This window comes from Streptomyces sp. NPDC030021 (genome assembly GCF_055574035.1).
In genome coordinates this window covers 244,122-267,326 of the sequence record NZ_JBVIAH010000005.1, presented here as the reverse complement: position 1 = coordinate 267,326, position 23,205 = coordinate 244,122, and the positions used below count along the sequence as shown (strand labels likewise).

The 23,205-nt window shown below is 72.0% G+C and carries 18 protein-coding genes; 12 read left to right on the top strand and 6 right to left on the bottom strand.

What is annotated here, in order from left to right; genetic code table 11:
- Position 1 precedes the first annotated feature (1 nt).
- Positions 2-991: a methylmalonyl Co-A mutase-associated GTPase MeaB gene (meaB, locus tag ACZ4YL_RS12295; protein WP_468115935.1), complete on the top strand. Its 990-nt coding sequence runs from the start codon at positions 2-4 to the stop codon at positions 989-991.
- 34 nt (positions 992-1,025) lie between these two features.
- On the opposite strand, the gene ACZ4YL_RS12290 is transcribed toward meaB, so the two are convergent.
- Both ACZ4YL_RS12290 and ACZ4YL_RS12285 read right to left on the bottom strand, forming a co-directional pair.
- Positions 1,026-4,316: an NACHT domain-containing protein gene (locus tag ACZ4YL_RS12290; protein WP_468115933.1), complete on the bottom strand. Its 3,291-nt coding sequence runs from the start codon at positions 4,314-4,316 to the stop codon at positions 1,026-1,028.
- Positions 4,317-4,381: 65 nt separating this feature from the next.
- Positions 4,382-5,383, bottom strand: coding sequence for an asparaginase (locus ACZ4YL_RS12285; RefSeq protein ID WP_389119089.1), 1,002 nt, complete (start codon positions 5,381-5,383; stop codon positions 4,382-4,384).
- A gap of 151 nt (positions 5,384-5,534) precedes the next feature.
- On the opposite strand from ACZ4YL_RS12285, the gene ACZ4YL_RS12280 reads away from it, so the two are divergent.
- From ACZ4YL_RS12280 to ACZ4YL_RS12260, 5 genes are all read left to right on the top strand, one after another.
- Positions 5,535-5,993, top strand: a complete 459-nt coding sequence (locus tag ACZ4YL_RS12280; protein WP_351154435.1) for an Lrp/AsnC family transcriptional regulator — start codon at positions 5,535-5,537, stop codon at positions 5,991-5,993.
- Between the two features lie 33 nt (positions 5,994-6,026).
- Positions 6,027-8,132, top strand: a complete 2,106-nt coding sequence (locus ACZ4YL_RS12275; protein WP_468115931.1) for a protein kinase domain-containing protein — start codon at positions 6,027-6,029, stop codon at positions 8,130-8,132.
- A gap of 106 nt (positions 8,133-8,238) precedes the next feature.
- Positions 8,239-9,174: a protein kinase family protein gene (locus ACZ4YL_RS12270; protein ID WP_468115929.1), complete on the top strand. Its 936-nt coding sequence runs from the start codon at positions 8,239-8,241 to the stop codon at positions 9,172-9,174.
- Positions 9,175-9,178: 4 nt separating this feature from the next.
- A complete protein-coding gene (locus ACZ4YL_RS12265; protein WP_468115927.1) occupies positions 9,179-11,389 on the top strand; it encodes a protein kinase domain-containing protein in 2,211 nt (736 codons plus the stop codon).
- A gap of 156 nt (positions 11,390-11,545) precedes the next feature.
- The gene (locus ACZ4YL_RS12260; RefSeq protein ID WP_468115925.1) at positions 11,546-11,782 is read left to right on the top strand and encodes an MbtH family protein; all 237 of its coding nucleotides are present in this window, start codon (positions 11,546-11,548) and stop codon (positions 11,780-11,782) included.
- A gap of 159 nt (positions 11,783-11,941) precedes the next feature.
- Here the strand turns inward: ACZ4YL_RS12260 and ACZ4YL_RS12255 are convergent, their stop codons facing one another.
- A complete protein-coding gene (locus ACZ4YL_RS12255; RefSeq protein ID WP_468115923.1) occupies positions 11,942-14,284 on the bottom strand; it encodes a DUF2786 domain-containing protein in 2,343 nt (780 codons plus the stop codon).
- Between the two features lie 402 nt (positions 14,285-14,686).
- Here ACZ4YL_RS12255 and ACZ4YL_RS12250 point away from each other — a divergent pair, with 402 nt between their 5' ends.
- The 5 genes from ACZ4YL_RS12250 to ACZ4YL_RS12230 all read left to right on the top strand — a co-directional run bounded on the left by ACZ4YL_RS12250 (position 14,687) and on the right by ACZ4YL_RS12230 (position 19,070).
- Positions 14,687-15,664 carry a helix-turn-helix domain-containing protein gene (locus ACZ4YL_RS12250; protein WP_468115921.1) on the top strand — a complete coding sequence of 326 codons (978 nt, stop codon included), beginning with the start codon at positions 14,687-14,689 and terminating at the stop codon, positions 15,662-15,664.
- Positions 15,665-15,893: 229 nt separating this feature from the next.
- A complete protein-coding gene (locus tag ACZ4YL_RS12245) occupies positions 15,894-17,153 on the top strand; it encodes a peptidoglycan-binding protein (RefSeq protein ID WP_468115919.1) in 1,260 nt (419 codons plus the stop codon).
- A gap of 180 nt (positions 17,154-17,333) precedes the next feature.
- Positions 17,334-17,486, top strand: a complete 153-nt coding sequence (locus ACZ4YL_RS12240) for a hypothetical protein (protein WP_468115918.1) — start codon at positions 17,334-17,336, stop codon at positions 17,484-17,486.
- A 253-nt stretch (positions 17,487-17,739) separates the two neighbouring features.
- Positions 17,740-17,883: a hypothetical protein gene (locus ACZ4YL_RS12235; protein WP_468115916.1), complete on the top strand. Its 144-nt coding sequence runs from the start codon at positions 17,740-17,742 to the stop codon at positions 17,881-17,883.
- The gene (locus ACZ4YL_RS12230) at positions 17,880-19,070 is read left to right on the top strand and encodes a cytochrome P450 family protein (RefSeq protein ID WP_468115914.1); all 1,191 of its coding nucleotides are present in this window, start codon (positions 17,880-17,882) and stop codon (positions 19,068-19,070) included. The genes ACZ4YL_RS12235 and ACZ4YL_RS12230 overlap by 4 nt, the downstream gene beginning before the upstream one ends.
- A 503-nt stretch (positions 19,071-19,573) precedes the next feature.
- Here the strand turns inward: ACZ4YL_RS12230 and ACZ4YL_RS12225 are convergent.
- From ACZ4YL_RS12225 to ACZ4YL_RS12215, 3 genes are all read right to left on the bottom strand, one after another.
- Entirely contained in the window at positions 19,574-19,834 is a 261-nt protein-coding gene (locus ACZ4YL_RS12225) for a thioesterase domain-containing protein (RefSeq protein WP_468116269.1), read from the bottom strand.
- Positions 19,835-20,176: 342 nt separating this feature from the next.
- Positions 20,177-20,470, bottom strand: a complete 294-nt coding sequence (locus ACZ4YL_RS12220; protein ID WP_468115912.1) for a PqqD family protein — start codon at positions 20,468-20,470, stop codon at positions 20,177-20,179.
- A gap of 198 nt (positions 20,471-20,668) precedes the next feature.
- A complete protein-coding gene (locus tag ACZ4YL_RS12215) occupies positions 20,669-21,250 on the bottom strand; it encodes a TetR/AcrR family transcriptional regulator (protein ID WP_468115910.1) in 582 nt (193 codons plus the stop codon).
- Between the two features lie 108 nt (positions 21,251-21,358).
- Here ACZ4YL_RS12215 and ACZ4YL_RS12210 point away from each other — a divergent pair, with 108 nt between their 5' ends.
- Positions 21,359-23,008, top strand: a complete 1,650-nt coding sequence (locus ACZ4YL_RS12210) for an MFS transporter (protein WP_468115908.1) — start codon at positions 21,359-21,361, stop codon at positions 23,006-23,008.
- The last annotated feature ends 197 nt before the right edge of the window (positions 23,009-23,205 follow it).

The window sequence follows — 23,205 nt, the reverse complement described above, 5'->3', positions numbered from 1 at the left end:
GGTGCCGAAGATCGACATCGAGGCCTACGCGAAGGGGGTCCTCGACGGGAAGCGCGCGTTCATAGCGCGCGCGATCACCCTGGTCGAGTCCACCCTGCCCGCTCACCGGGTGCTGGCGCAGGGCCTGTTGACGGAGCTGCTGCCGCACGCGGGCAGGGCCCGCCGGATCGGCATCAGCGGCGTGCCGGGGGTGGGCAAGTCCACCTTCATCGACGCGTTCGGCACGATGCTGACGGGGCTGGGCCACCGGGTGGCGGTCCTCGCGGTGGACCCCTCGTCGACGCGCACGGGCGGCTCCATCCTGGGTGACAAGACCCGGATGGAGCGGCTGTCGGTGGACCCGGCGGCGTTCGTGCGGCCGTCGCCGTCGGCGGGCACGCTGGGCGGGGTCGCCAAGGCCACCCGCGAGTCGATGATCGTGATGGAGGCGGCGGGCTACGACGTGGTCCTCGTCGAGACGGTCGGCGTGGGCCAGTCGGAGACCACGGTGGCGGGGATGGTCGACTCCTTCCTGCTGCTCTCCCTGGCCCGTACGGGCGACCAGCTGCAGGGCATCAAGAAGGGCGTCCTGGAGCTGGCCGACGTCCTGGCGGTGAACAAGGCGGACGGCCCGCACGAGCGGGACGCGAAGGCCGCGGCCCGGGAACTGTCGGGCGCGCTGCGGCTGATGCACCCGGTGGACGCGGCCTGGACGCCACCGGTCCTGACGTGCAGCGCGCGGGAGTCGGCCGGGCTGGACGAGGTGTGGAGCCGGCTGGAGCAGCACCGGACCCTGCTGGACGCGGGGGGCCGGCTGGCGGCGAAGCGGGCGGCGCAGCAGGTGGAGTGGACCTGGTCGATGGTCCGCGACGAACTGCTGGAACGCCTGCGCGCGGACCCGGCGGTACGGGACCTCGCGCCGGGCCTGGAGTCCGCGGTCCGGGCGGGCACGGTGACGCCGACGTCGGCGGCGGACCGCATCCTGGCGGCGTTCGGGAACGCGGGGAGCTGAGGGCGGGACGGCGCCCCGCGCGGGCGCCGTCCGGTCAGTCGTATCGCAGCCACACCGACGGCGGCAGCAGGTCGGCGCCGCTGATGGTGCCGGTACCGGCGAAGATGCGGACCGCCTGGAGTTCGGGCAGTTCCGCGAGCGGCGCGATGTCCAGATTCCCCTTCGAGGATATGTCGAAGAGGAGCAACTGCTTCAGTCGGGGGAACGATGCGGGCAGTCGGCGGATCGCCGACCGTAGGACCTCTTCCTCGTCGTCGAGAAGGGTCAGACCGGTGACGCAGGTCAGCCTCGCGTCCGCCGGAAGGGTCGCGAGCGAGCTGGTGGACACCTTGAGGTGGGCGAGGGCGTTGAGCGCTCGGACCTCCTGCCAGTCGGCTTCCGAGGCAGGAGCGGATGCCCCGGTGAGTTCGAGCACCGTCAGCCCGGGGAACGCGCCGAGGCCTTCGAGCCCCCGGGGGGAGCTCGTGTAGCCGTACACCGCCAGCTCGTGCAAGGGGGCGTGGGCGGGCAGGACCTGTGTGGACCAGCGCGTGCCGGTCTCCCCGTAGATGCTGAAGGATGTCAATTGCCCGAGCTGCGCCACCGGACTCAGGTCGATGTCCGGCCCGGCACCCTCGATGTCCAGTCTCCTGACCGGCAGGCCGCCGAGCCCGGAGATGTCCGTCAGCTGCGGGCAGCCCTTGATGTCGACGGACTCCAGGGCGGACTGTCCTCGCAGGAAGTCCAGATCCGACACCCGGTCGTGCGTGAGCGCGAGGTCCGTCAGACCGTGCCGTCGCACGTAGTGGGACAGTGCGTCGAGGGACACTCGGTGCCTGACGTCCAAGCGGTGCGGCGGGGAGTCAAGACGGTCCAGCTCGTGCAGTTGGGCATCGGAGCGGACGATGTAGAGGAGACCGGTCGGATCCAGGTGTGCGATCACCTCCTCGGCGTAGGTCCCGCATTCGAAGCGCGACCAGGCCCACAGGAGCTCCGAACGGACCCGGAGCCGGGGGTGCGTGGCGAACCGTGCGAGGAAGGGCATCGCGGCGTCCGATTTCACGTGCGAGGCCGCGACCACCACGCGGTACGCGCTCTCGTGGTCGAGCCCCTCGGGGCCAGGGAGGAGGCCCAGCACCAGCCGGCCGACCTCCGCGAGGGCGCGTGCCTGGGCCTCGTCCGACGGCGGGACGAGGGTGGCGGTGCGTTCTTCCACTGCCGCGCGCGTGGCGGGGTCGAGGCTGCTGATGTCCTCCAGGCAGGCGGCGGCGAGCAGGTGGACCCGGGCCCGGGCGCGCTGGTCGGTGGAGGCGTCTCCCCGGTCGAGGAGGTCGCGCAGCAGCGTGACGCGCTCGGCGGGGCGGGCGAGGGCGGCCGCCATCCGGATGACATCCTCCCACTGGTCGTCGTCGGCATGGGAGATGAGCATGCCGAAGTCGCCCTCCTCCACCGCGGCCCGCGCACCGAGGAAGTCCTGGAAGGTGCGGTGGATGAAGTCCATCGTGCCGGGCGCCGGTTGCCGCAGGAGTCCGCTGCGCCGGAGGAGGTACTCGAAGACCTCGGGTGCTCCGCCCAGGGCGGCCGCCTCCGGGACGGAGGGCAGTGCCCTGGCGACGACGTCCTCGGCGCGGGAACGGTCCATCGCCGTGCGACCGTTCTTGGCCAGCCAGTACGCGAGCCTTTGCAACAGGTCGAGCTGGGGCTCCTCCCGCAGATCCGGGCCCTTGAGGTCCCGCTCCCGGTCGCGGCGGCCCAGCAGCATGGAGAGCGCGGCCTCGTAGAGGTCCTTGCGGCCGTGCGGGAGGTAGCCGCGCCGGTCCCGGTGGAGGGCGCAGAGCAGTCCGCACATCAGGGGGGTGGTGGCCAGGCGGCCGAGGTCCGCTCTGGTCCGCACCGCGGTGAGCAGCTGGGACTCGTACATGCGGAGGTCCGCGTCCTGCGCGCCGCCGTCCCGCGCCGCGGCGTACCACCGCTGGACGAAGGTGGCGATGTCCGACGGAGTCATGGTGGACAGCGTCAGTTCGGTGAAGTCCTCCTCGGCGAGCCACTCGGCCCCCACGGCGGAGGGGCGTGAGGTCACGAGCCACCGGTTGTCACCGTCGTAGGTGTCCATCAGATCCCGCAGCCAGCCGCGGGTGCGTTCCCGTTCCGCGTCGGGGATCTCGTCGATGCCGTCGACGAGGACGAGACCCCGACCCGCCATGAGGACGCGGTGGGCCCAGCCGTCGGGCTGGGAGGACCCGAGCGGACAGCCCGCGGCAGTCAGGAAGTCGCGGGGAGCGGGCAGCCGCTCGCCGTGGCGGGTCAGGGTGCGCAGCGGCAGGACGAAGGGGATGCGGTCGTAGAGGTACTCCATCTGCGGGGAGAGGTTGCGGCAGGCTGCGGTGACGGCCAGCCACTGCACCAGGGTGGTCTTGCCGGAACCGGCTTCCCCGCGCAGGAGGACGCGGTGACTGCCGGCCAGGGCCTGATCCGCGGGCAGGGCGTGCCGGGGGGCGGCGGCGAGCCACTGCAGGAGTGCGGTCCGTCCGGAGCGCGCACCGCCGCGCAGGAGGACGCGGGAGCCGCCTGCCAGGGCCTGATCGGCGGGCAGGTGAGCGGCGGCCGGGCCGCGGTCGTTCAGCCACCGGTGCCACGTCACCGGCGTCGCCTCCAGGCTCAGGTACGCCGCGTCCAGTGGCCACCGCGTGGGCGAGTTGCCGAGGTCGATGCCGTAGATGGTCAGCTTGCCGTGCTTCTTCTGCACGTACGGGAGGTACAGCTGCTCGAACGCGGCGTCCTCGGCTCCCGGCAGCGGATCGCGGCGGATCAGTTCGTCGACCTTGGCCGTCAGTTCGGCGATCCCGCGGGTCTGCTCCACCAGGGCGTGGGCCACGAACGTCGAGCGCTGCGTGAAGAACTGCAGGATGTGCAGGCAGGCCGCGTCGACGAGCCGCTCGTAGAAGTGCGTGGCGTCGGTGGTGAGTTCCCGCTCGGGGCGGCCGCTGACGGCGCGCAGCTCGCGGGCGAAGGCCGCGGAGCCGAGGCGGACGGCGTCCAGGTCGGTCATCGCCAGCTCGCCGAGGCCCCGCAGGGTCTGCGCGAGGGCGTCGGTGACCGCCTGCTGTTCGTCGGCGGCGATCGGGCGCTCGCCGGTGCGCAGGGCCTGTTCCACCAGCTTGGCGGCCAGCGTCCCGAGGTCGGCTTCGGTGAGCGAGCGCTTCTCCCCCGTGAAGGACACGTGGCCCGAGATGCGGATCGGCCGGTCGACGAGGCCGGCCCCACCGCCCTCGCTGACGAACAGCTTCCTGACGAGGGGCCCGATGGCCGCCGAGGCCAGCCGGACGCCGATGGTCCCGGGCTCCATGCAACCCCCCGCAGCGTAGCGACCGTTACCCGGATCGTAGCGGCCGCGCACGCTGCCCCGGAGGGTTACGCTCCGACGAGCACCGAACCGGGCGCGCCCAGCGCTTCGCGCAGGATGCGGGCCTGCTCGACCTTGTTGTCCGTGGCGAGGAGGGCGGACAGGACCGCGATGCGGGCCTGGCCGGCGCGCAGGGTGCCGGTCGGGACGGCGCCGGCGGCGACCAGGTCCACCGCGCCGCCGTGCGTGTAGATCTCGGTGACCGGTCCGGCCATGACGCGGGTGGTCAGGGCGACCAGGACCCCGCGGCCGACGGCGGCGCGGACGGCCTCCACGATCTCCGGGGTGGCGTTGCCCGCGCCGGTCCCGACGAGGACGATGCCGCGCGCGCCGGCCTCGACGGCGGCGTTCAGCAGGACCGGGTCACCGTCGGCGTGGTGCACCACCACGTCCACGCGCGGCGGGAGCTCCGGCATCGCGGGCAGCGGGAGCGGCGCCGGGCGCTGCGGGGTGCGCAGGACGGTGACCTTGCCGAAGCCGATCTTCCCGAAGAGTTCCTTCGAGGGGTCGGCGAACGCGTCCAGCTCCACGGCCTGGGTCTTCACGGTGCCGCGGGCGGCGTGCACCCGCCCGGCGAAGGCGATCAGTACGCCGAGCCCGCGCGTGTTCGCGGCGGTGAGCAGGGCGTCGTAGAGGTTCCCCGGCCCGTCCCCGTCGGCGGTGCCCATGGGGCGCTGCGAGCCGGTGAAGACCACGGAGCGCGGGTCATGGTGGTGGAGGTCGAGGAGGAACGCCGACTCCTCCAGGGTGTCGGTGCCGTGCGTGACGACGATGCCGTCCACGCCGGGGTCGGCGAGCACCTCGTGCACGGTGCGGAGCAGGGTGAGCTGGTGTGCGGTGGTGAGCCGCGGGCTGTTCACGCTGAACAGGTCGACCAGTTCGACGGTGATGCCCTCGGGAAGTGGTGCGGTGGCGATCACCTCGTTCCCGTCGGCGTCCGCTGCGAAGCCGGAACCCTGCCAGCGGCTGGCTATGGTCCCGCCGGTGCTGATCACGACGATCCGTCCCATCGGCCGTGGCCGCCCTTCACTCGTGTCACTCGTGTCACTCATACGTCACTCGTACATATGTACTCAAAGCAGCAATGATAGAGCGATCTACGCGCAATGTGATTGCGATTTCCCTCAGGTCCGTGCACAAACACTGGGTGATAATTGCGTCATGGACGCCATTGACCGAGATATCTTGCGCGAGCTCCAGGCCGACGGCCGCCTGAGCAACCAGGAACTCGCCCAGCGCGTGGGACTGACCCCCTCCCCCTGCATGCGCCGGGTGCGCCAGCTGGAACAGGACGGGGTGATCCAGGGCTACCGCGCCGTGATCTCCCCCGAGGCGGTGGACCGCGGCTTCGAGGTGCTCGTCTCGGTCGAGGTGCGGCGCGACCGGGAGGCGGTCGAGGCCTTCGAGGCGGCCCTCCAGGACATCCCGGACGTCATCGAGGCCTACCGCCTCTTCGGCAGCCCCGGCTGCCTGCTGCGCATCGCCGTCGCCGACCTGCGGGCCTACGAGCGCCTGTGGATCGAGAAGCTGACGGCCCTCACCGGTATCACCGAGGTCAACTCGCAGATCATCATGAAGCGCATCAAGGAACCGGACGGCCTGCCCGTCGACTTCCGCTGACACCCGTGAACGACAGGAAGCAGGCAGTACGTCATGAAACCCCTCGGTGCCGGTGACCCGGTCCGGCTCGGCCCGTACCGCGTCCTCGGCGTCCTCGGCGAAGGCGGCATGGGCAAGGTGTACTTCGGCCGGGACGACAGCGGCCGGACGGCGGCCGTCAAGGTGCTGCTGCCCGAGCTCGCACACGACCCGCACCTCGCCCAGCGCTTCCTGCGCGAGGCGCACACCGCCCAGGCGGTCACCAGCGGCGGCGTCGCCCGGGTCCTGGACGCACGGACCGAGGACACCGGCAACCGGCCCTGGATCGCCACCGAGTTCCTGTCCGGTCCCACCCTCGACGACGCCGTGCGCCGGTACGGGCCGTTCGGCGCCGACGGCGTACGCGCCCTCGCCGCCTCCCTCGCCGCCACCCTGCGGGACATCCACGCCGCCGGGCTGGTGCACCGCGACCTGAAGCCGGCCAACATCGTGCTCACCTCCGCGGGACCGCGCGTCATCGACTTCGGCATCGCGCGCCCCGAACACGGGCTGACGCTCACCACCACCGGCCAGGTGCCGGTCACCCCCGGGTACGGCGCTCCGGAGCAGGTGCTCGGCCGGCGCGTCGGTCCGGCCGCGGACGTCTTCTCGCTGGGCGCGGTGCTGGCGTACGCGGCCACCGGGCAGCGCACCTTCGACGGTACGCACGTGGCCGCCGTGCAGTACGAGGTGGTGCACGGGGAGCCGCGACTGGATTCCGTACCGCCCGAGCTGCGGCAGCTGATCGCGCCCTGCCTCGCCAAGGACCCCGCGCACCGCCCGGCACCCGACGAGATCGCGGGCGCGTTCGCCCCGCCGCCCGGCGCCGACCGGGTCTGGCGCACGGGGCCGCTGGCCCAGGACATCGAGCACCGGGGAGCCGAGGCCCACCGGCAGGCCACGGTCGTTGGGCAGGGCTCCGGGAGCGGGCCCTCCCGGAGGCGGCTGCTACGCACCGCGCTCGCGGCGGGGGGCGTCCTGGCCGCCACGGGCGGGGCCGGGGGCGCGTGGTGGATGCTGCGCGAGGAGCCGCGCAAGATCCCCGCGGCGGGACCGGCCAGGGACGCCGAGCCGCTGTCGATCAACGTCGGCAAGTACGGGACGCCTCCCGGCGAGCTGTGGGGTCCGCTGCCCGTGGCGGCGGGGCCGGTCGAGGGCGTGGTCACCACCCCGCTGCCGGTCCTCGACGTGGTCGTCTTCGCGGCGGCGGGCGGCGGCCTCGCGGCGCGCCTGACCACCGACGGCAAGGAGAAGTGGCGGCTGCCCGGCGTCCGGCCGGCCGCCGGCCTCGTCGGACTCCCGGACAACCGGTTCGCGACCGCGGGATCCGGTGGGGCGCTGCTCGGCTTCGAGGGCTCCACCAGCAGGCAGGTGTGGTCGGTGGGGGACGCCGACACCGGCCGCATCCTGGCCGCGGACGCGTCGGCGGTCTACCTGGTGACGCGGGGCGGGCAGCTGCGCGCCGTGGACACCGCCGGGCGCAAGGTCCGCTGGACGGTGCCGCTTCCCGAGGCGGCCGTGAAGGCACCCGGGCCGCGGGCCGCGGTCGCAAGCGGCCGGCTCGTCGTCTTCGGCGCCGACGGCGATGTCGTCGCCGTCGACACCGCTTCCGGAGCGACGGCCTGGCGGCTCGGCGGCCAGGCGAGGTCCGCCCTGCGGCCGCTCGTCGTGAAGGACGTCGTCTACCTCGGCGGACGGAGCCTGGCGGCCCTGGACATCAGGACGGGCGCCGCGGTGTGGGAGGACAAGGAGACCAAGGCCACCGAAGCCCCGCAGACGGGAGCCGGCGGCTGGGGCCCGGCGGCCGCGTGGGGCGACAAGGTGTTCGCGATGGACGGTACGGCGCTGTGCGAGGTGTACACCGAGCTCGGCGGGGCACTTGCGATGGACCGCAGCGCGAAGGGCCCGGTGCCGCACACTCCCCCGCACGTGGAAGCCGGCACGCTGTGGGTCGTGCAGGGGGACGGTCAGGGCGTCTCGGCCCACAACATGGTGAGCGGCCGGCGGTACTGGACCTGGTCGCCCGAATCGCGCGGCCCCTGGGGCATGTCCGGCGCCGGGAACCGCGTCTTCCTCGTCAACGACGGCAGGCTCACGGCCATGCCCACCGTCGAGAAGTGAGGCACGCTCCCGGCCCGTTCCCCCGCACGCGGTTCCCGCCCGGTTCAGCCGCCCCGGCAGGCACCGCTTAGGCTCGGGGCCGATCAACCGACCCGGGAGAGCGCACATGGAACGCCTTCGTCACGACGACCCGTCGCACGTCGGGCCGTACGTGATCCTGGCCCGGCTCGACTCCGAGTCCGCCGAGCGCACCGTTCCCGAACGCCGCTACCTCGGGCGCACCGCCGACGGGCAGCGCACGGTCCTCGTCTGCGTGCCCCGGGTCGGCGCCGATCCGTCCCGGTGGGCGATCGAGGCCGAGGGCGCCCGGCGGCTGTCCGTGCCCCGGTTCCTGCGTCTCGCGGAGGTGGGCGGCACGGCCGGCTTCCCCTGGTACACGGCCCCGTACACGCCCGCGCTGCCGCTGCCGGCCGTGCTCGCAGCGTACGGAGGGCCGCTGCCCGAGAACACCGTCCGCAGGCTCGGCGCCGCGCTCGCGGAGGGGCTGGCCGCCGTACACGCCCAAGGGCTGACGCACGCGGGGCTGTCGCCGGCCGCCGTGCTGGTCACCCCGGGCGGACCGCTGCTGACCTGCTTCGGTGCCGTACGGGCCGCGGCTCCCGACGGGACGCGGCGGACGGGGCTGCCCGGGCTCGATCCGGGCTGCCTGGCCGTGGAGCAGGCGTCGGGGGGCCGCCCGCAGCCACTCGGGGACGTCTTCGCGCTGGGGGCCGTCCTGGCCTACGCCTCGACCGGTCACACCGTGCCCGAGCAGGGCGAACTGCCGCCGGGTCTGCGGACCCTGGTCGGCTCCTGCCTGTCGTCCGACCCGGCGGTCCGGCCGCAGTCCGCGCGGGAAGTCCTGGGCGAACTCGTGGCCCCCGGGGCGGGACCCGCCCCGTCCGAGGACCCGTACGCGCAGGCCGGAACGGTCCTCGACCACGCAGCCGTACCGCTGCCGGGCCGGGTCGTCGCCGCGCTCGCCGCCCAGTCCGCCGCGCTGCTCGCCGCAGAACTCCCGTCCCCGCAACAGCCGTTCGCCATGGCCCAGAAGGTGCACTGACCCGATGTCCGTCCCGGCACCCCGCGCCACCCGCGCCCCGCTCGCACCGCTCACGCACGACGATCCGCAGCACCTCGGCGATTTCCGGCTGCTCGCCCGGCTCGGCAGCGGCGGCATGGGCACGGTCTACCTGGCCCGTTCGGCGGCCGGGCGGACGGTCGCGCTCAAGACCGTGCACACCCGGATCGCCGCCGACACCACGTTCCGGACCCGGTTCCGGCTGGAGGCGGACGCGGCCCGGGTCATCGGCGACCGCTACGGGGCCCGGGTCTTCGCCGCGGACGCCCTGGCGGCGACGCCGTGGCTGGCCACCGAGTACGTCATCGGGCCGCAGCTCGACGAGGCGGTCGGGCTGGCCGGCCCGCTGCCCGAGCCGTGCGTCCGCGCCCTGGGCGCGGAGCTCGCCCGGGCGCTGGGGCAGCTGCACCGCTCGGACGTGGTGCACCGCGACCTCAAGCCGTCCAACGTCATGGTCACGGCCGCCGGACCCAAGGTCATCGACTTCGGTATCGCACGCGCCCTCGGCGACGAACGGCTGACCCGCACCGGAGCCGCGGCCGGCACGCCCGCCTTCATGTCGCCCGAGCAGGCCGGCGGTCTCGAACACTCCCCGGCCGGTGATGTGTTCGCGCTGGCCGGCGTCCTGGTCTTCGCGGCGTCCGGCCACGGCCCCTTCGGCGGCGGCCAGGCAGCGGACCTGCTGTACCGGGTGCGGTACGCGGAGCCCGACCTGAGCGGCGTACCGGCGGCGCTGGCTCCCGTACTCGCCCGCTGCCTGTCCAAGGACCCGGCGCAGCGGCCCACGACGGCCGAGCTGGCCGGGCTGCTGGCGCCCGGCGGCGGCCCGTTCGCGGACGGGCTGCCGCAGCCGGTGCTCGCGGACATCGCGCGGCGCGCCGCGGCCGTGTGGCAGGAGCCGCCGCACCGGCTGCCGGCCCCCCACGGGGAGGCGGACACCGTCATCGCCGACGGCGCCGACATGTCACGCCGCAGGCTGTTCGCGGTCTCCGGGGCCGCGGTCGGCGCCGTCGCGCTCGCGGCGGGGGGCGGGGTGTGGGCCTGGCTCGGCAGCCGCGGCGAAGACGGGGGCGGGGCCGCGGGCGCCGGGCAGCAGGCCCTGGAGCCGGCGCCGGACGCGCTGTGGAAGGCCGACCTTGAGCGCCCCGTGGTGGGCAGCCCCCCGCTGCCGGTGAACAGCCTGCTCGTCATGGCCACCGGGCCCACGACCAGCGGGATCTTCCAGCAGGACGGCAAGCACCTGAGGGACGTCCAGGGGTTCGCGCAGGTCTGGCGCGTCGCCACCGACGGCAAGGTCCTCTACGCGGTCGGGAAGCCGGACGCCGCGGACAAGGCCCTCACGGTGGTACCCCTGCCCCTGTCCCTGGAGAACGGCAAGGAGCAGGCACCGGTCGTCCGGCTTCCCGCGTACGACGGCACGAACACGCTCAACCAGATCCTCGGTGTGGCCGGCGACACCGTGTTCCTCTACGCCAAGGCGGCCGGGAGCGACCAGTGGTCCGTGGTGGCCGCGAGCCTGAAGACCGGCAAGGAACTGTGGCGGCAGCCGACGGCGGCCCCCACCGAGGAGCAGGTGCAGTTGGGACGCCCGACCCCCATCGGCGTCAAGGCCGTGCGCGGCGGCGTACTGCTGTGGCAGCACGCCGAGACAAGCGGCGCCTTGCGGGTGTCCGTGCACGACGCCGGCAGCGGCGCCGAGCGCTGGAACGTGTCGGTGGAAGCACCCGGCGCCACGCCGGGCCGGCCGGCCACGGATGACGACCGCGTGTACATCGGCGCCAAGGGGGTGCACGCGCTGCGGCTCACCGACGGCGAGTCCGTCTGGGTCTTCGGCGCGGACCGTGACGCGGGCGAGGTGGGCGGCCGGCGCCGGTACGGCATGCCGACCGTCCGCGACGGGATCGTCTACGCCGTGGAGGGCTCGCGCGGCATCGTCGCCATCAGCGCCGTCTTCGGCACGTTGCAGTGGACGGACATCCTGCCGGAGGGCGCGAAACCGAATCGCGACATCGCCCCTGTGGTCACCCCGAGCCACATCTACACCATGGAGGCTACGGGCCTGCGAGCCGTCCGCATCCGTACCCAGGCCCCGGTCTGGCACTACGGGACGAGCGCCTACGCCCTGACGCCGGATCCGGACGGCAAGCGGCTCTACCTCCGCGAGGAGAAGAAGCTGATCGCCCTCCCGCTCCCTTAGGGCCGCAGCGGGAAAGCCCGTACGCCGACGGCTCTGGGGGCCGTCGGCGGGGACATCATCCGTACAACGGCCTCCACGGGGCGCCCGAAGGATGCCATGATCGGGCGCGGCGGCCCCGCCAACTCCATCGTGAACGGCTTGAATTGGAGCGCATTCATGAGCAGCAACCCGTTCGACGACGCAGACGGCCGGTTCTACGTCCTGGTGAACGACGAGGAACAGCACTCGCTGTGGCCGGTGTTCGCCGGGATTCCCGCCGGCTGGCGCATCGTGTTCGGCGAGGAGAGCCGCCGGCAGTGCCTGGAACACATCGAGGCGAACTGGACCGACCTGCGACCGAAGAGCCTGCGCGACGCGATGACCGCGGACCCGGCTTCCGTCGGCTCCGCGTGAGCTGACCGCGGCCTTCCGCGGAACGGCCGAAGAAGACCGAAGAGTGGGCCGGGGGGAGCCGGGTCGGGCCCGGACGGCGGTGGCGCCCGCGACATGGACGGACCGCGCCCCGGCGAGGGCGGGTGCCGAGTCCGACGGCGGTCGGACTCGGCGACCGGGTCACGCCGGCCGGCCCCCCTCACCGAACGCCGGACTGCCGATGTCCGCGTTCCGCCCGTCCGCCATTCCCTGCCGGTAGCCCGTGCCCTTGAACTTGGTCGGACTCGGTTTCCTCAGCTTCGGGTAGTGCGTGGCGAGCCGCGAGTCGACCTCCGAGGTACGGTCGGCCAGGACCAGCGCCACGCTGCGGCCACCTGCCTCCCCGACGGCAGGTTCGGTTTCCCGCTCGGCGGCAGTCCTCGCGGCTTGCTGGGCCAGGCCGATCCGCGCGGTCACCTCGCGGATGAAGCCGAGCATCCAGGACCGCTTGTAGGCCCGCGCGTCCTCGCCGACCGGGCGGTGCAGGCGGTCGGCCCGGTCCGCTCCGTCCAGCATCTGCAGCCGCAGGCTCGCGAAGAGCACCTCCGATGCGTGGATGTCGGACTCGAAGCCGAACAGGTGCACGCGGTGCTTGTTGTCCTTGCCTCCGGGGTACACGGACCGGCAGCGCATCTCGTTGCTGATCCAGCTGAGCAGGCGCCGCACCTCCTTGACGTACGGAGGACACAGGTCGACGACCCGGTCCACGGGGCCGGCATGTTCGGCCCCGTCGTCGAGCATCGCCTGCTCGATGCCGTACTTGGCCATGAGCTCGGTGGCCTTGTCCAGGTAGGCGCGTGCCTCCTCCTCACCGGCGGCCGGGCTCTCCGCCTTCCGCAGCAACGCCCTGACCTTGTCGAGCAGCGCCTCGGGAAGTCCCTGAGCCGTGCTCCGCCGGGCGGAGGCAGGTTCGGGAGCGGGCGCCTCGGGCGCCGGCGCGCCATCGGATCGCGGATGGGGGTCCCCGAGACCCCAGTCATCCCATTCGTCCTCGTCCCCGGAGGGCAGGCCGCTCTGCTCCTGCGCGAGCGCCTCCGCAAGGTCTTCCGGCTCGGGCACCAGTCCCGCCAGGCGGCTCAGCGCCCAGCGCCGCCATTCAACGGCGTCGTCCGGGCGGACGTGGGCACGCAACGACCGAAGCCACTGAACACTCCCGTCAGGCTGCTCGATCAGGAACTCAAGCTTCGCCTGGCCGAGTTGGCAGAGCGCCAGCAACGCACACAGGCCCGCAGGGCTGTCCTCGTCGTATCGGATCTCGATGCCGGGCCGGGGGTACCATTCCTCGCTCTCGGCCCAGGTGTCGTCGAAGAGGTCGAAGGCCGTGGCCGGTGCCACCTCACCGGCAACGACTCGGAGGACGGAGGCGGTCGGCTGGCCCGAGTAGGCCAGGGCCGCCGCCCGCTCCTCCCTCGAAGTGACCATGTGGTACCAGACCGGAACCGAGCCTGACATGTCATGCCATGTCAGGTTGCCTTGTCGGCGGTTTTCGCCTGCCAACCGCAGAACATCCGCGCTCAGCCGCCCGTCGTCCCAGCCCTCTTCGCCCGGCTGCTCCTGGGAGTCGAGAAAGGCCCCCAGGTAGTCGGCGGCCGACCGTCGGGCACCGTGCCTGCTGTCCGCCAGCAAGGCCCGCTCACACGCCGAGAGCGCATCGATCACCGGCTGGAGCACGAGCGACATGTACCGCTTGCAGGCCTCGGACAGTTCGACGAGGAACGCGCGCGCGGCCTCGGATCCCTCTGCCTGCTGTTCCCGCCTCCAGGTTTCGAGCAGTTCGATGCGCGCCTGCTGCTCAGCCACCCATTCCAGATGTTCTGCCCCCTGGAGGTGCTCCTCCCGCAACATGACGGCGTCCTGGACCGCCGCAACCGTGGCCGGCGCGTTCAGAACGGCCTGCGCCAGGAGCCTCAGCGGTTCCGGCTCCCCCACGAAGAACTCGGCGGGTGTGACCAGTTCCCGGCCGTGCCCGTGCGGCGCCTGTTGGGGACGGTCGACGGCGCCGTTCCACGGGACGTCCGCCGACCAGCGCGCCCGCCACCCGGCGAAGTCCCGCGCCTGATCGCCCGTACGAGGCTGATGCCGACGCCACCACCACAGCAGCACCTCCTCCCACCCAATGGCGTTCCACGACCAGAGAGCCGGCTCGCCGCCCCACGCGATGCGGGACCGGAGTTGCCGTACGGCGCCCTCCACGTCGTGGAGGTGCCCTCCAGGAATCAGCCGCTCCAACCAGCCGACGCTCTCGCTCACATGCTGGGCCCGCGCCTCGTCCGCCGCCAGCCTCGCGACGATCACCGCAGCGACCAGCCGCTCATCACCGAGATCCGTGGGAAGCAACTTGTACAGGTCGGATCCGGCTGCCTCCATCACCTGCGCCAGTTCTTCGACCCGGCTGCCCAGCCACTGGGTTCGAGCCCGCTGGAAGTCGTGCTCCGCCGACCCGTCCGCACCTCTGACCGTCACGTGGTCCCCCTCCTCGTTCACATGCACATCCTAGGAAGGTTCGCGATCACCGCCCCCGAAACGGGCCATCGCACCAGGCCGGACAACCGGGGGAGGGAGGGGGAGGTGGGATCGGCGGGTGCGAACGACCCGGCGCCGCATCATCATTGCTTCGGGCCCGCCGTCCCGGAGGCCGGCGGCATGTCCCAGGGACACGCCCGAGGCCGGAAACCGTCGTGCGATCCGCCCACAAGGGGTGGCTTCCCTGGGATGTCCCGTGCTCCGGCCCTCCCCGCCGGGGGGACGTCCGATGGCGGTGCCCCCAAGGGTTCCGGGTACCCGTCGCCGAGTCCGGAACTGTCGGCGGCGCCGCATATCCTGTCCCTCGCGCCACGCCGTCTCGGGGAAGCTGTGTGGCGCATAAGCGAGTTGGGGGGCCCTTTGATGTCTGACCAGACAAAGGCAATAAACGGTACGGAGTCGGCCCGTGCCCAGTTGAGCACGGAGATGCGCAGGATCAAGGAGGCCTCGCAACTCAGCTTCGGCCGACTGGCCGACCGGACGCACTACAGCCGCTCGTCGTGGGAGCGATTCCTCAACGGGAAGCAGCTGCCGACCACCGTGGCCGTCGAGCAGCTCGCGGCCGTGGCAGGCACGGACCCGGAGCCGCTGCTCGACCTGCTGGCGCGGGCCGTCTCCGCACCGGCGAGCGGCGCCCCGGCCACGGCCGCACCGGTGCAGACCGCGCCGGCGCAGAGCGCAGCGGCACAGAGCGCGCCGGAGGCCGCACACGAGGCGCCGACGGCGGCCGCCGCTCAGGACGCCCCACGGGCGGCGGTCCGGCCGCCGCGCGAGAGACCCCGGGCCGAATGGAGACGAAGATTCGGGGTGATCGGCTACATCACCGCGGGAGCCCTGCTGGGCTCGGTCGCGACCGGTCTCGCCTTCTCCTCCACCACGGCGGGAAGCCGCTCTCCGGGTGCGGCGGGTGAACCGTCCGACACCAGGAAGAGCGGCGGCGGCGACGAGACCGCGACGCTCGTTCCGGGAGCCGGTGACATCCAGGTCAAGTGCAAGTCCGACACCTGCCTGCGCCACGATCCCCAGGCCATGGAATGCCATTGGGACGCGACCACGGCCAAGAGCACCTTCCTGCGCGGCATGCACATCCAGCTCCGCTACAGCGCGGCCTGCCAATCGGTATGGGGACGCATCGAGGGCGGGGCCGTCGGCGACAAGGTGATCATCAGGGATGCCAGGGGGACGGAGCTGGAAGCTCTGATCCGCTTCGAGCACGACTCGTACACCAAGATGCTCGCGGTCTCCGCCGAGGCTCCCCTCGAAGCGATGAGCGTGTGCGGGGCGATACCGGCGGAGAAGCAGATGCAGTGCGCGCCCGAAGGGGCCGTCCAGCAGCCCTGACGGCCGGCGCGGCGAGGGGTGGAAGTGGTCTCGCCCCAGGGACGTCCCGGGATCGTCCCAGAGACGCTGGGGTACTGGAGGGGACGCGGCGCGGGCCTCGAAGCTGCTGGTGACCAACCGTCACCACACAGCCGAAAGGCCCACTTCGCTCATGTCTTCGCTCGCTTCCCCATCCCTCACCACCCGGCCCCCGGACCGGGCGGCGGTGTCAGCCCGAAGGCTGATGGCCATGTTCCTGACCCTCGCCGCCGCTCTGACGGCGCTGCTGACCGGACCGGTGCCGGCCGCGCACGCCGTTGACACCGGCCTGCTCCAGCGGGGCCTGTCGGGCCTCAGCTACCTCCCGCGCAGCGGTGTCGACGGCGCGTACGGGCCGCAGACGCAGGACTCCGTACGGCACTTCCAGCGGGACAACGGTCTCGACGTGGACGGCGATGCCGGGCCGAAGACCACGGCAGCCCTGCTCGCCAAGGTGAAGCAGGTGCAGTCCGCGGCCGGCACGCAGGCCGACGGCGACTACGGCACGAACACGCTCAACGCCGTGAAGTCGTACCAGTCCCGCCACGGCCTGGAGGTGGACGGCATCGCCGGCCCCCAGACCATGGGCGAGATGAACATCGACCGGATCGTCTCCAGCGGACCGGGCACCGGCACCGACTCCGAGACCAAGCTCCTCCAGCGCAACCTGGCCGGTCTGGGCTATCTGCCGCTGAGCGGCGTGGACGGCGCCTACGGCCCCCGCACCAAGAACGCCGTGCTGTCCTTCCAGAGCGACAACGACCTGGAGGTGGACGGCATCGCCGGCCCCCAGACCAAGGGCGCCCTGACGGCGAAGGTGCAGCGGGTGCAGAGCGCGGCCGGCACGTCCGCCGACGGCGACTACGGCCCCAACACCCTGGGCGCCGTGAAGACCTACCAGGCCGGGCACGGCCTGGAGGTGGACGGCATAGCCGGCCCGCGGACCATGGCGGCCATGGGCATCGCCCGCGAGATCGGCAGCACCGGCCCCGGCGGCGGGCCCAGCGGTGGCAGCCCGACCGTGCCCGTACCCCCGCTGTCGGGCAGCGTCCGCGACAAGATCATCCAGGCCGCGCGTTCGCAGCTCGGCCAGGAGGAGTGGGGCAACAACTGCAACCCGTACGGACGTTGTGAGGCCTGGTGCGCGCACTTCGCCAGCTGGGCCTGGCAGCAGGCCGGGATCAACTACCACACGGCGTTCAGCGGGGACTTCTACTACTACGGGCGCGACCACGGAACGCTCCGTACGGACCTGCGGAACGCCGCGCCCAAGCCGGGCGATGTGATCCTCTTCGGCACCGGCCCTTCGAGCACCTCCACGAGCGTCCACGTCGGCGTGATCGAGAAGGACAACGGTGACGGGACCGTCACCACGATCGAGGGCAACCACAACGACAGGGTGGAGCGCGTCACCCGCCGGCTCGTCGGCGGCTGGCCCGCGTACGCGATCGTCTCGCCCTCGGGGGGCTGAGCGACCCCCCGCTTCATGTCAGGGGCCCGTGCCGGGCGGCACGGGCCCCTCCCTCGCATGTCCCGGAAGGGGTCGGGACGCGATGGACCGTCCCCGGGACGGCCTGCGGGCGGGAACTCCCTGCCGCCTCGCCTAGACGCGGCCGAACGCACCAGGGCCGAGATCGACCTCCTCGCCGCCATGCGCGATCAGGACGTGCGCAAGGTGGCCCTGCGCGCCAACGGCCTGAGCGTCGACAGCCTGAAGATGCTGTCCACGGTGATCGAACAGGCCCGGAAGCTCGAAGGGCTCACCACCGACGACCCCGCGCAGGGCCTCGACCTGGACGACTGAACCGCGCGCCGGACGGCGATCACCCGGTCCCCGCCGCGACACGACACCCCCTGTGGCCGCTCATCGACAGGGGGGCATCAGGCGTTTCCCGGCACAAGGCCGGCATCCCCGGCCGCACGGCCCGACCGCGACGACACCCCGCCCTCGAATCGGCGTCGTGAACATGTCAGCATTGGGGCGCGCGCGTACCGGGCTTCCAGGGAGAGATCCGCCCCGGCCGACCACCCCCGCCCGGCGTCACCAGAGTGAGAACATGAACCTTGAGCAGCTTCGCGCCACATGTGAGGCGCGCGTCGAGGCACTTCGACTCCTCCCGGCGGAGACCGCGTGGCTGCTGCTCGTGGCGGACGCCTACGCGCGGCACCCGGCACCCGAGAACGCGGGCGTGGCCTCGTGACCGCCCCGCGGCAGGACCCCCTGCGCGACCCGCGCTTCTTCGCCGACCCCTACCCCACGTACGACCGGCTGCGCGAAGGCTGCCCGGTCCGACGCATCCCCACCGGCTCCGGCGGACACCACGCGTACCTGATCACCGGTCACCCCGAGGCCCGCGAGGCGTTCACCGAACCCCGCCTGTCCAAGGACACGGCCCGCTTCTTCGCCGACCGGCCCTCGAACCGCGACCTGCACCCGGCGATCTCCCGCAACATGCTGGCGAGCGACCCGCCCGCGCACACCCGCCACCGGCGGGTGGCGACCCGGCTGTTTACGACCGGCCGCGTCCGGGAACTGCGCCCGTTCATCACCCGCGTCGTGGACGACCTCACGGCCCAGTGGCGACCCGGCACGGACATCGACCTGGTGACGGACCTGGCGGTCCCCCTGCCGGTCACCGTCGTCTGCGAACTGCTGGGCGTACCTGAACCCGACCGCACCACCCTCGCCGCCCGATCCCACGACCTCTTCGACGGGACCGACACCGCCCGCGTCGACGCCGCATCACACCACATCGGCGACTACCTCACCCGCCTCGTCGACACGGCCCGCGCCACCCCCGGCGACGGCCCGCTCCACTCCCTCCTGCGCGACTGCGACGAGGGCGGCCTCGACCGGGACGAGACCGTCTCGCTGGCCGCCCTCCTCCTGGTCGCCGGGCACGAGACCACCACCCACTTCATCGGCAACGCCGTCCTGGCCCTGCTCCGGCACCCGGAGGCGTTCGACCGCCTGCGCCGGGACCCGGACCGGATCCCCGGCGCCCTCGACGAACTGCTCCGCTTCGACTCCCCGGTGAGCGTGGCCACCTTCCGTCACAGCACGGAGGACCTGCGCATCGGCGGCGTCGACATCCCGTCGGGCTTCCCGGTGCTCATCGCCCCCGGGGCCGCGAACCGCGACCCGGCGGCGTTCCCCGACCCGGATCACCTGGACCTCGACCGCGACGCCGGCGCCCACCTCTCCTTCGGCCACGGCATCCACCGCTGCCCGGGCGCCCCCCTGGCCCGGGCCGAGGCGGAAACCGCCCTCCGCACCCTGGTGTCCCGCTTCCCGAACACCCGCCTGGCCGTCCCCGCAGAATCCCTGACCTGGCGCCGGACCCGCCTCACCCGCGGCCTGACCACCCTCCCCCTCACCCTGGCCTGACCCGCCCCAGCGGCTGACGCACCGGGAAGGCAAAAGCCCGCCGCGGACTCCCGGTTCGGGGAACCCGCGGCGGGCCTGGAAGCGGGGCGGGTCAGGCGCCCTTCGCGATGGGCTCCAGGATCGCCACGCACTCCACGTGGTGCGTCATCGGAAAGACGTCGCCCGGAGCGGATGACTAAGAACACGCCGGTCAGACAACGGTTCTCCAACCGATCAGGCAGTCCGCTGAAGGCCTTGAGCGTCAAACGAGCGTCACGGCACCTCAGTACGACCTGCTGCACAGCAGCCATCTACACCAGCGACCGGCCCGGAAGACCGGGACCGTACGAGCCGACCCGTACGCGGGACGGACGGTGGATGTCCGATCCGACGGCGGTTGCCAGGTCCTGTCGTGGCCGTCGCCATGCAGCTCGACAAATGGAGTTCGGAGCCGTGAAGTACACCGTGACGGACAAGCAAACGTCCCTGCTCCGAGAGATCGCGGCGCGCCTCTTCCGGGCAGATCACCGTGACCGACCCCGGCCCGCAGACCCGTGGAAGATGGAGGGCCGCGTACTACGACGCCCTCCACCATGACCATGTACCGGCTCAGCACAAGCTGCGCCGGGCCGTACGGCAGCGAGGCGGACGAGTTCGGGTGGGTGGCTCCGCTCTTCCAGACGTCGCCCCAGTTCGTGGGCGAGGAGTCCGCCCATGCTGTGCCCGAAGAGGCAGAAGGGCGTGTCGAGGTACGGGGTGATCTCCGCGAGGAGGTGCTCGACCAGCGGTTCGGACTCGGTCGCGGGGGGGGCTCGTTGAACCGGCTGTCGCGGGCTGCCGACGGAGGTCCCGGGTGACGCTGACCCGCTTGAGCCAGCGGTCCCGCCCGTCGTACCGGGCCTGGAAGGCGGGGTCGATGCGCAGTCGGCGGAGCGGCGATGGGCCGCTCGGTCGCCTTCCGGCTGCCGTCGGATGCGCGGCGCAGGTGCGGGTGCGGGCGGGGGTTCGGGTAACGGTCCGTGTGCCGGTGTCGGTCCGGGTGCCGGTTACCGGGGGCGAGGTGGTTCTGCGGGTGCGCGCGATGGTTCAGCGTCTTCCCCGTGCCCCGCAGGGCGTGGTGCGGCGGGTCAGGCTTCCTCGACCAGCCCTGCGATCTGGAGCTCTTCCACCCAGCGACCGAGGGCGACCCGTACCCGCAGCGAATCCATCATCCAGGCCCTGCTCAGCTCCGTCGCCGTGGCATCCAGCCGCCATTCGTGCTGCTGGAGGGCGACCCACATCGCTGCCCCCTGAGGGTCGCAGGTGAACCGTTCGCCGGTCGCGCCGTTCACTAACTCCAGCTCGCCGTCGGCCGCGACGGCGGCGATCACGTCGGACACGGGCCTCACCCGCGCCCATACCTCTTTCTTCTCTTCCTCCATGTGCTGCTGCTCCTCAGGGGTAGCCGATGCAAGCCTCGGACGCCCCCGTACCGGAATTCACCACTCCCGGCACACGGGCCGTCGCTCAATGTAAGGCCATGGTCCCACCGGCGCCACGAGAAGCCGCCAATGCCCCCAACGCCCCCTGTGGAGGTGGGGAATTCCACCTCCACAGGGGGCGTTGGCAGCGACAGCGACCTAGTCAACGTCGACGGCTCTGACGAACACCCGTAGCGCCTTGGCGAGTTCAGCTCCGGATGGGGCGTTGTCCGGGTCAAGCAGCCATTGCAGACCGAGGCCGGAGATGACGGCCAGATGGAAGGACCCAACGGCCCGTTCCGTCTTCTCGTCGACCTCGCCACCCTCGCCGGCCAGGGCGTGCCTGAGCGGCTCCACGAGCGCCACCCGAGCCCGTTCATAGGCTTCGGCGAGCTGCTCACGCAGCCCGGGCACCCGATTGGCCTGAGCAAATGCCTCGATGCTGGCGAGCAGCAGCGGCCGATGGGTGACGAAGAATCCGGACACCCGCTCCCACACCGCATCGAGGTCGGGTTCCGCGTCCGCCGTGTCGGCGAGGAGGTCCCTGAGCTCCTCACCCCACTCCTCGAACGCCTCCATCACGGCTTCGCTCAGCAAGGCCTCCTTCGAGCCGAAGTGGTAGCCGATCGAGGCGAGGTTGGCACCCGACGCGGCGACGATGTCCCGTGTCGTCGTGCGGGCGTACCCCTTCTCGTAGAGGCATTTCTTGGCACCTACCAGCAAGTCTTCTCGATTTCCCACATCGCCATCATAGCCAAGAACACACGTCCGTCATATACATCCGTCCTAGACGCTCTTCGTAATCGCTCGTACTAGACAAGCGACTCAGACGTACGTATGGTTCAGCTCATGACCGCAGACACGCAATCTGCCGACCGGAAGGCCTGGATCGGCCTTGCCGTTCTGGTACTTCCCGTCCTGCTCATCTCTCTTGACATGCACGTGCTGTCCTACGCGCTGCCCTTCATCAGCAACTCCCTGGAGCCCAGCAGCTCCCAGTTACTGTGGATCTTCGACATCTATCCGCTGATGCTGGCGGGGCTGCTGCTGACGATGGGCACGCTCGGGGACCGGATCGGCCGGCGGAAGCTGCTTCTCTTCGGCGCAGCGGCGTTCGGCACCGCGTCGGTTCTGGCGGCGTACTCGACCAGCGCGGACATGCTGATCGCGACCCGCGCTCTGCTCGGTGTCGGTGGCGCGACGCTCATGCCGTCGACGCTCTCCCTGATCCGCAACATGTTCCACAACCCGGATCAGCGCCGGGTGGCCATCGCCGTCTGGACCGGCGCGTTCGCCGGTGGCGCGATGCTCGGCCCGCTGATGGGCGGCGCGATTCTCGAGCACTTCTGGTGGGGCGCGGTGTTCCTCGTGAACCTGCCCATCATGGTGCTGCTGATCATCCTGGCCCCGCTGCTGCTCCCGGAGTCCCGCGACCCGAACCCGGGCCGGTTCGACGTGACCAGTGCGCTGATGTCCCTGGGTACGATGCTGCCGACCATCTACGGTGTGCAGCACATCGCCCAGGAGGGGCTGAGCTGGCTGCCCGTCGCGGCCATACTGGTCGGCTTCGCCCTCGGTTACGCCTTCATCCGCAGGCAGCGTTCCCTGACACAGCCGATGCTCGACATCCAGCTGTTCAAGAACCGGGGCTTCTCCGCGTCGATCTCCGCCAACACCCTGGGCGTCTTCTCGATGGTCGGCTCCAGCCTCTTCACCACGCAGTACCTCCAGATGGTGGCGGGTGTCCGGCCGCTGATCGCCGGTCTGTACGCCCTGCCCGCCGCCGGCGCGGCGATGACCGCGGCCGGACTGGCTCCGCTGATCGTCCGCAAGGTCCGTCCGGCGTTCGTGGTCGGCCTCGGTCTGCTGATCGGCGCTGTCGGCTTCGTCATCCTCGGCCAGCTGGACGGCAGTACCGGAGTCGCGGCGCTGGTCGCCGGTACGGCGACGATGGCAGGTGGCATCACGCTCGTACTCACCACCTCGTCGGACATGATCATCGCGACCGCACCGCCGGAGAAGGCGGGTACCGTCTCGGGTCTGTCGCAGATCGCCACCGAGTTCGGCGGCGCGCTCGGCATCGCCATCCTGGGCAGCGTCGGTACGGCCATGTACCGGGCCGACCTTGCAGACACCGCACCGAAGAACCTGGACCCGGCGGCACTCGACACGGCGCGGGACACTCTCGGCGGGGCCCTGGACGTCGCCGGGCGACTGCCCGACGCGGTGGGTCAGGCACTGGCGACGGCCTCGCGGGAAGCGTTCACCCACGGGTTGCAGGCGGCGATGTACACCGCCTCCGGAATCCTGGTCCTGATGGCGCTGCTGGCCGCCACGCTGTTGCGCAACGTCCGGCTGGGCAAGCAGCAGCCGGAGAACGCGCCGCAGCCGAAGCACCGGGCAGGAGACCCGCAGCACGGGGCGGGGTACCCGCAACAGCACGCCGGGTACCCGCAGCAGTACGGAACGGACGAGCAAGATTCGCTGACGCGGCGGTGACGCCACCGCGGCCCCCAGGGCCGCGGTAGCCACTGCCCGATCAGCCCCACAAGCGGTCCGTGCCGGTTTTCATCCCCCGTGATCCGGCACGGACCTTCCGCTGCTCCCGGTCCCGCCACATACGAGTGCCGGGGGGGGGGGGGGGGGGGGGGGGGGGGGGGGGGGGGGGGGGGGGGGGGGGGTGTGTGTGTTTGTGC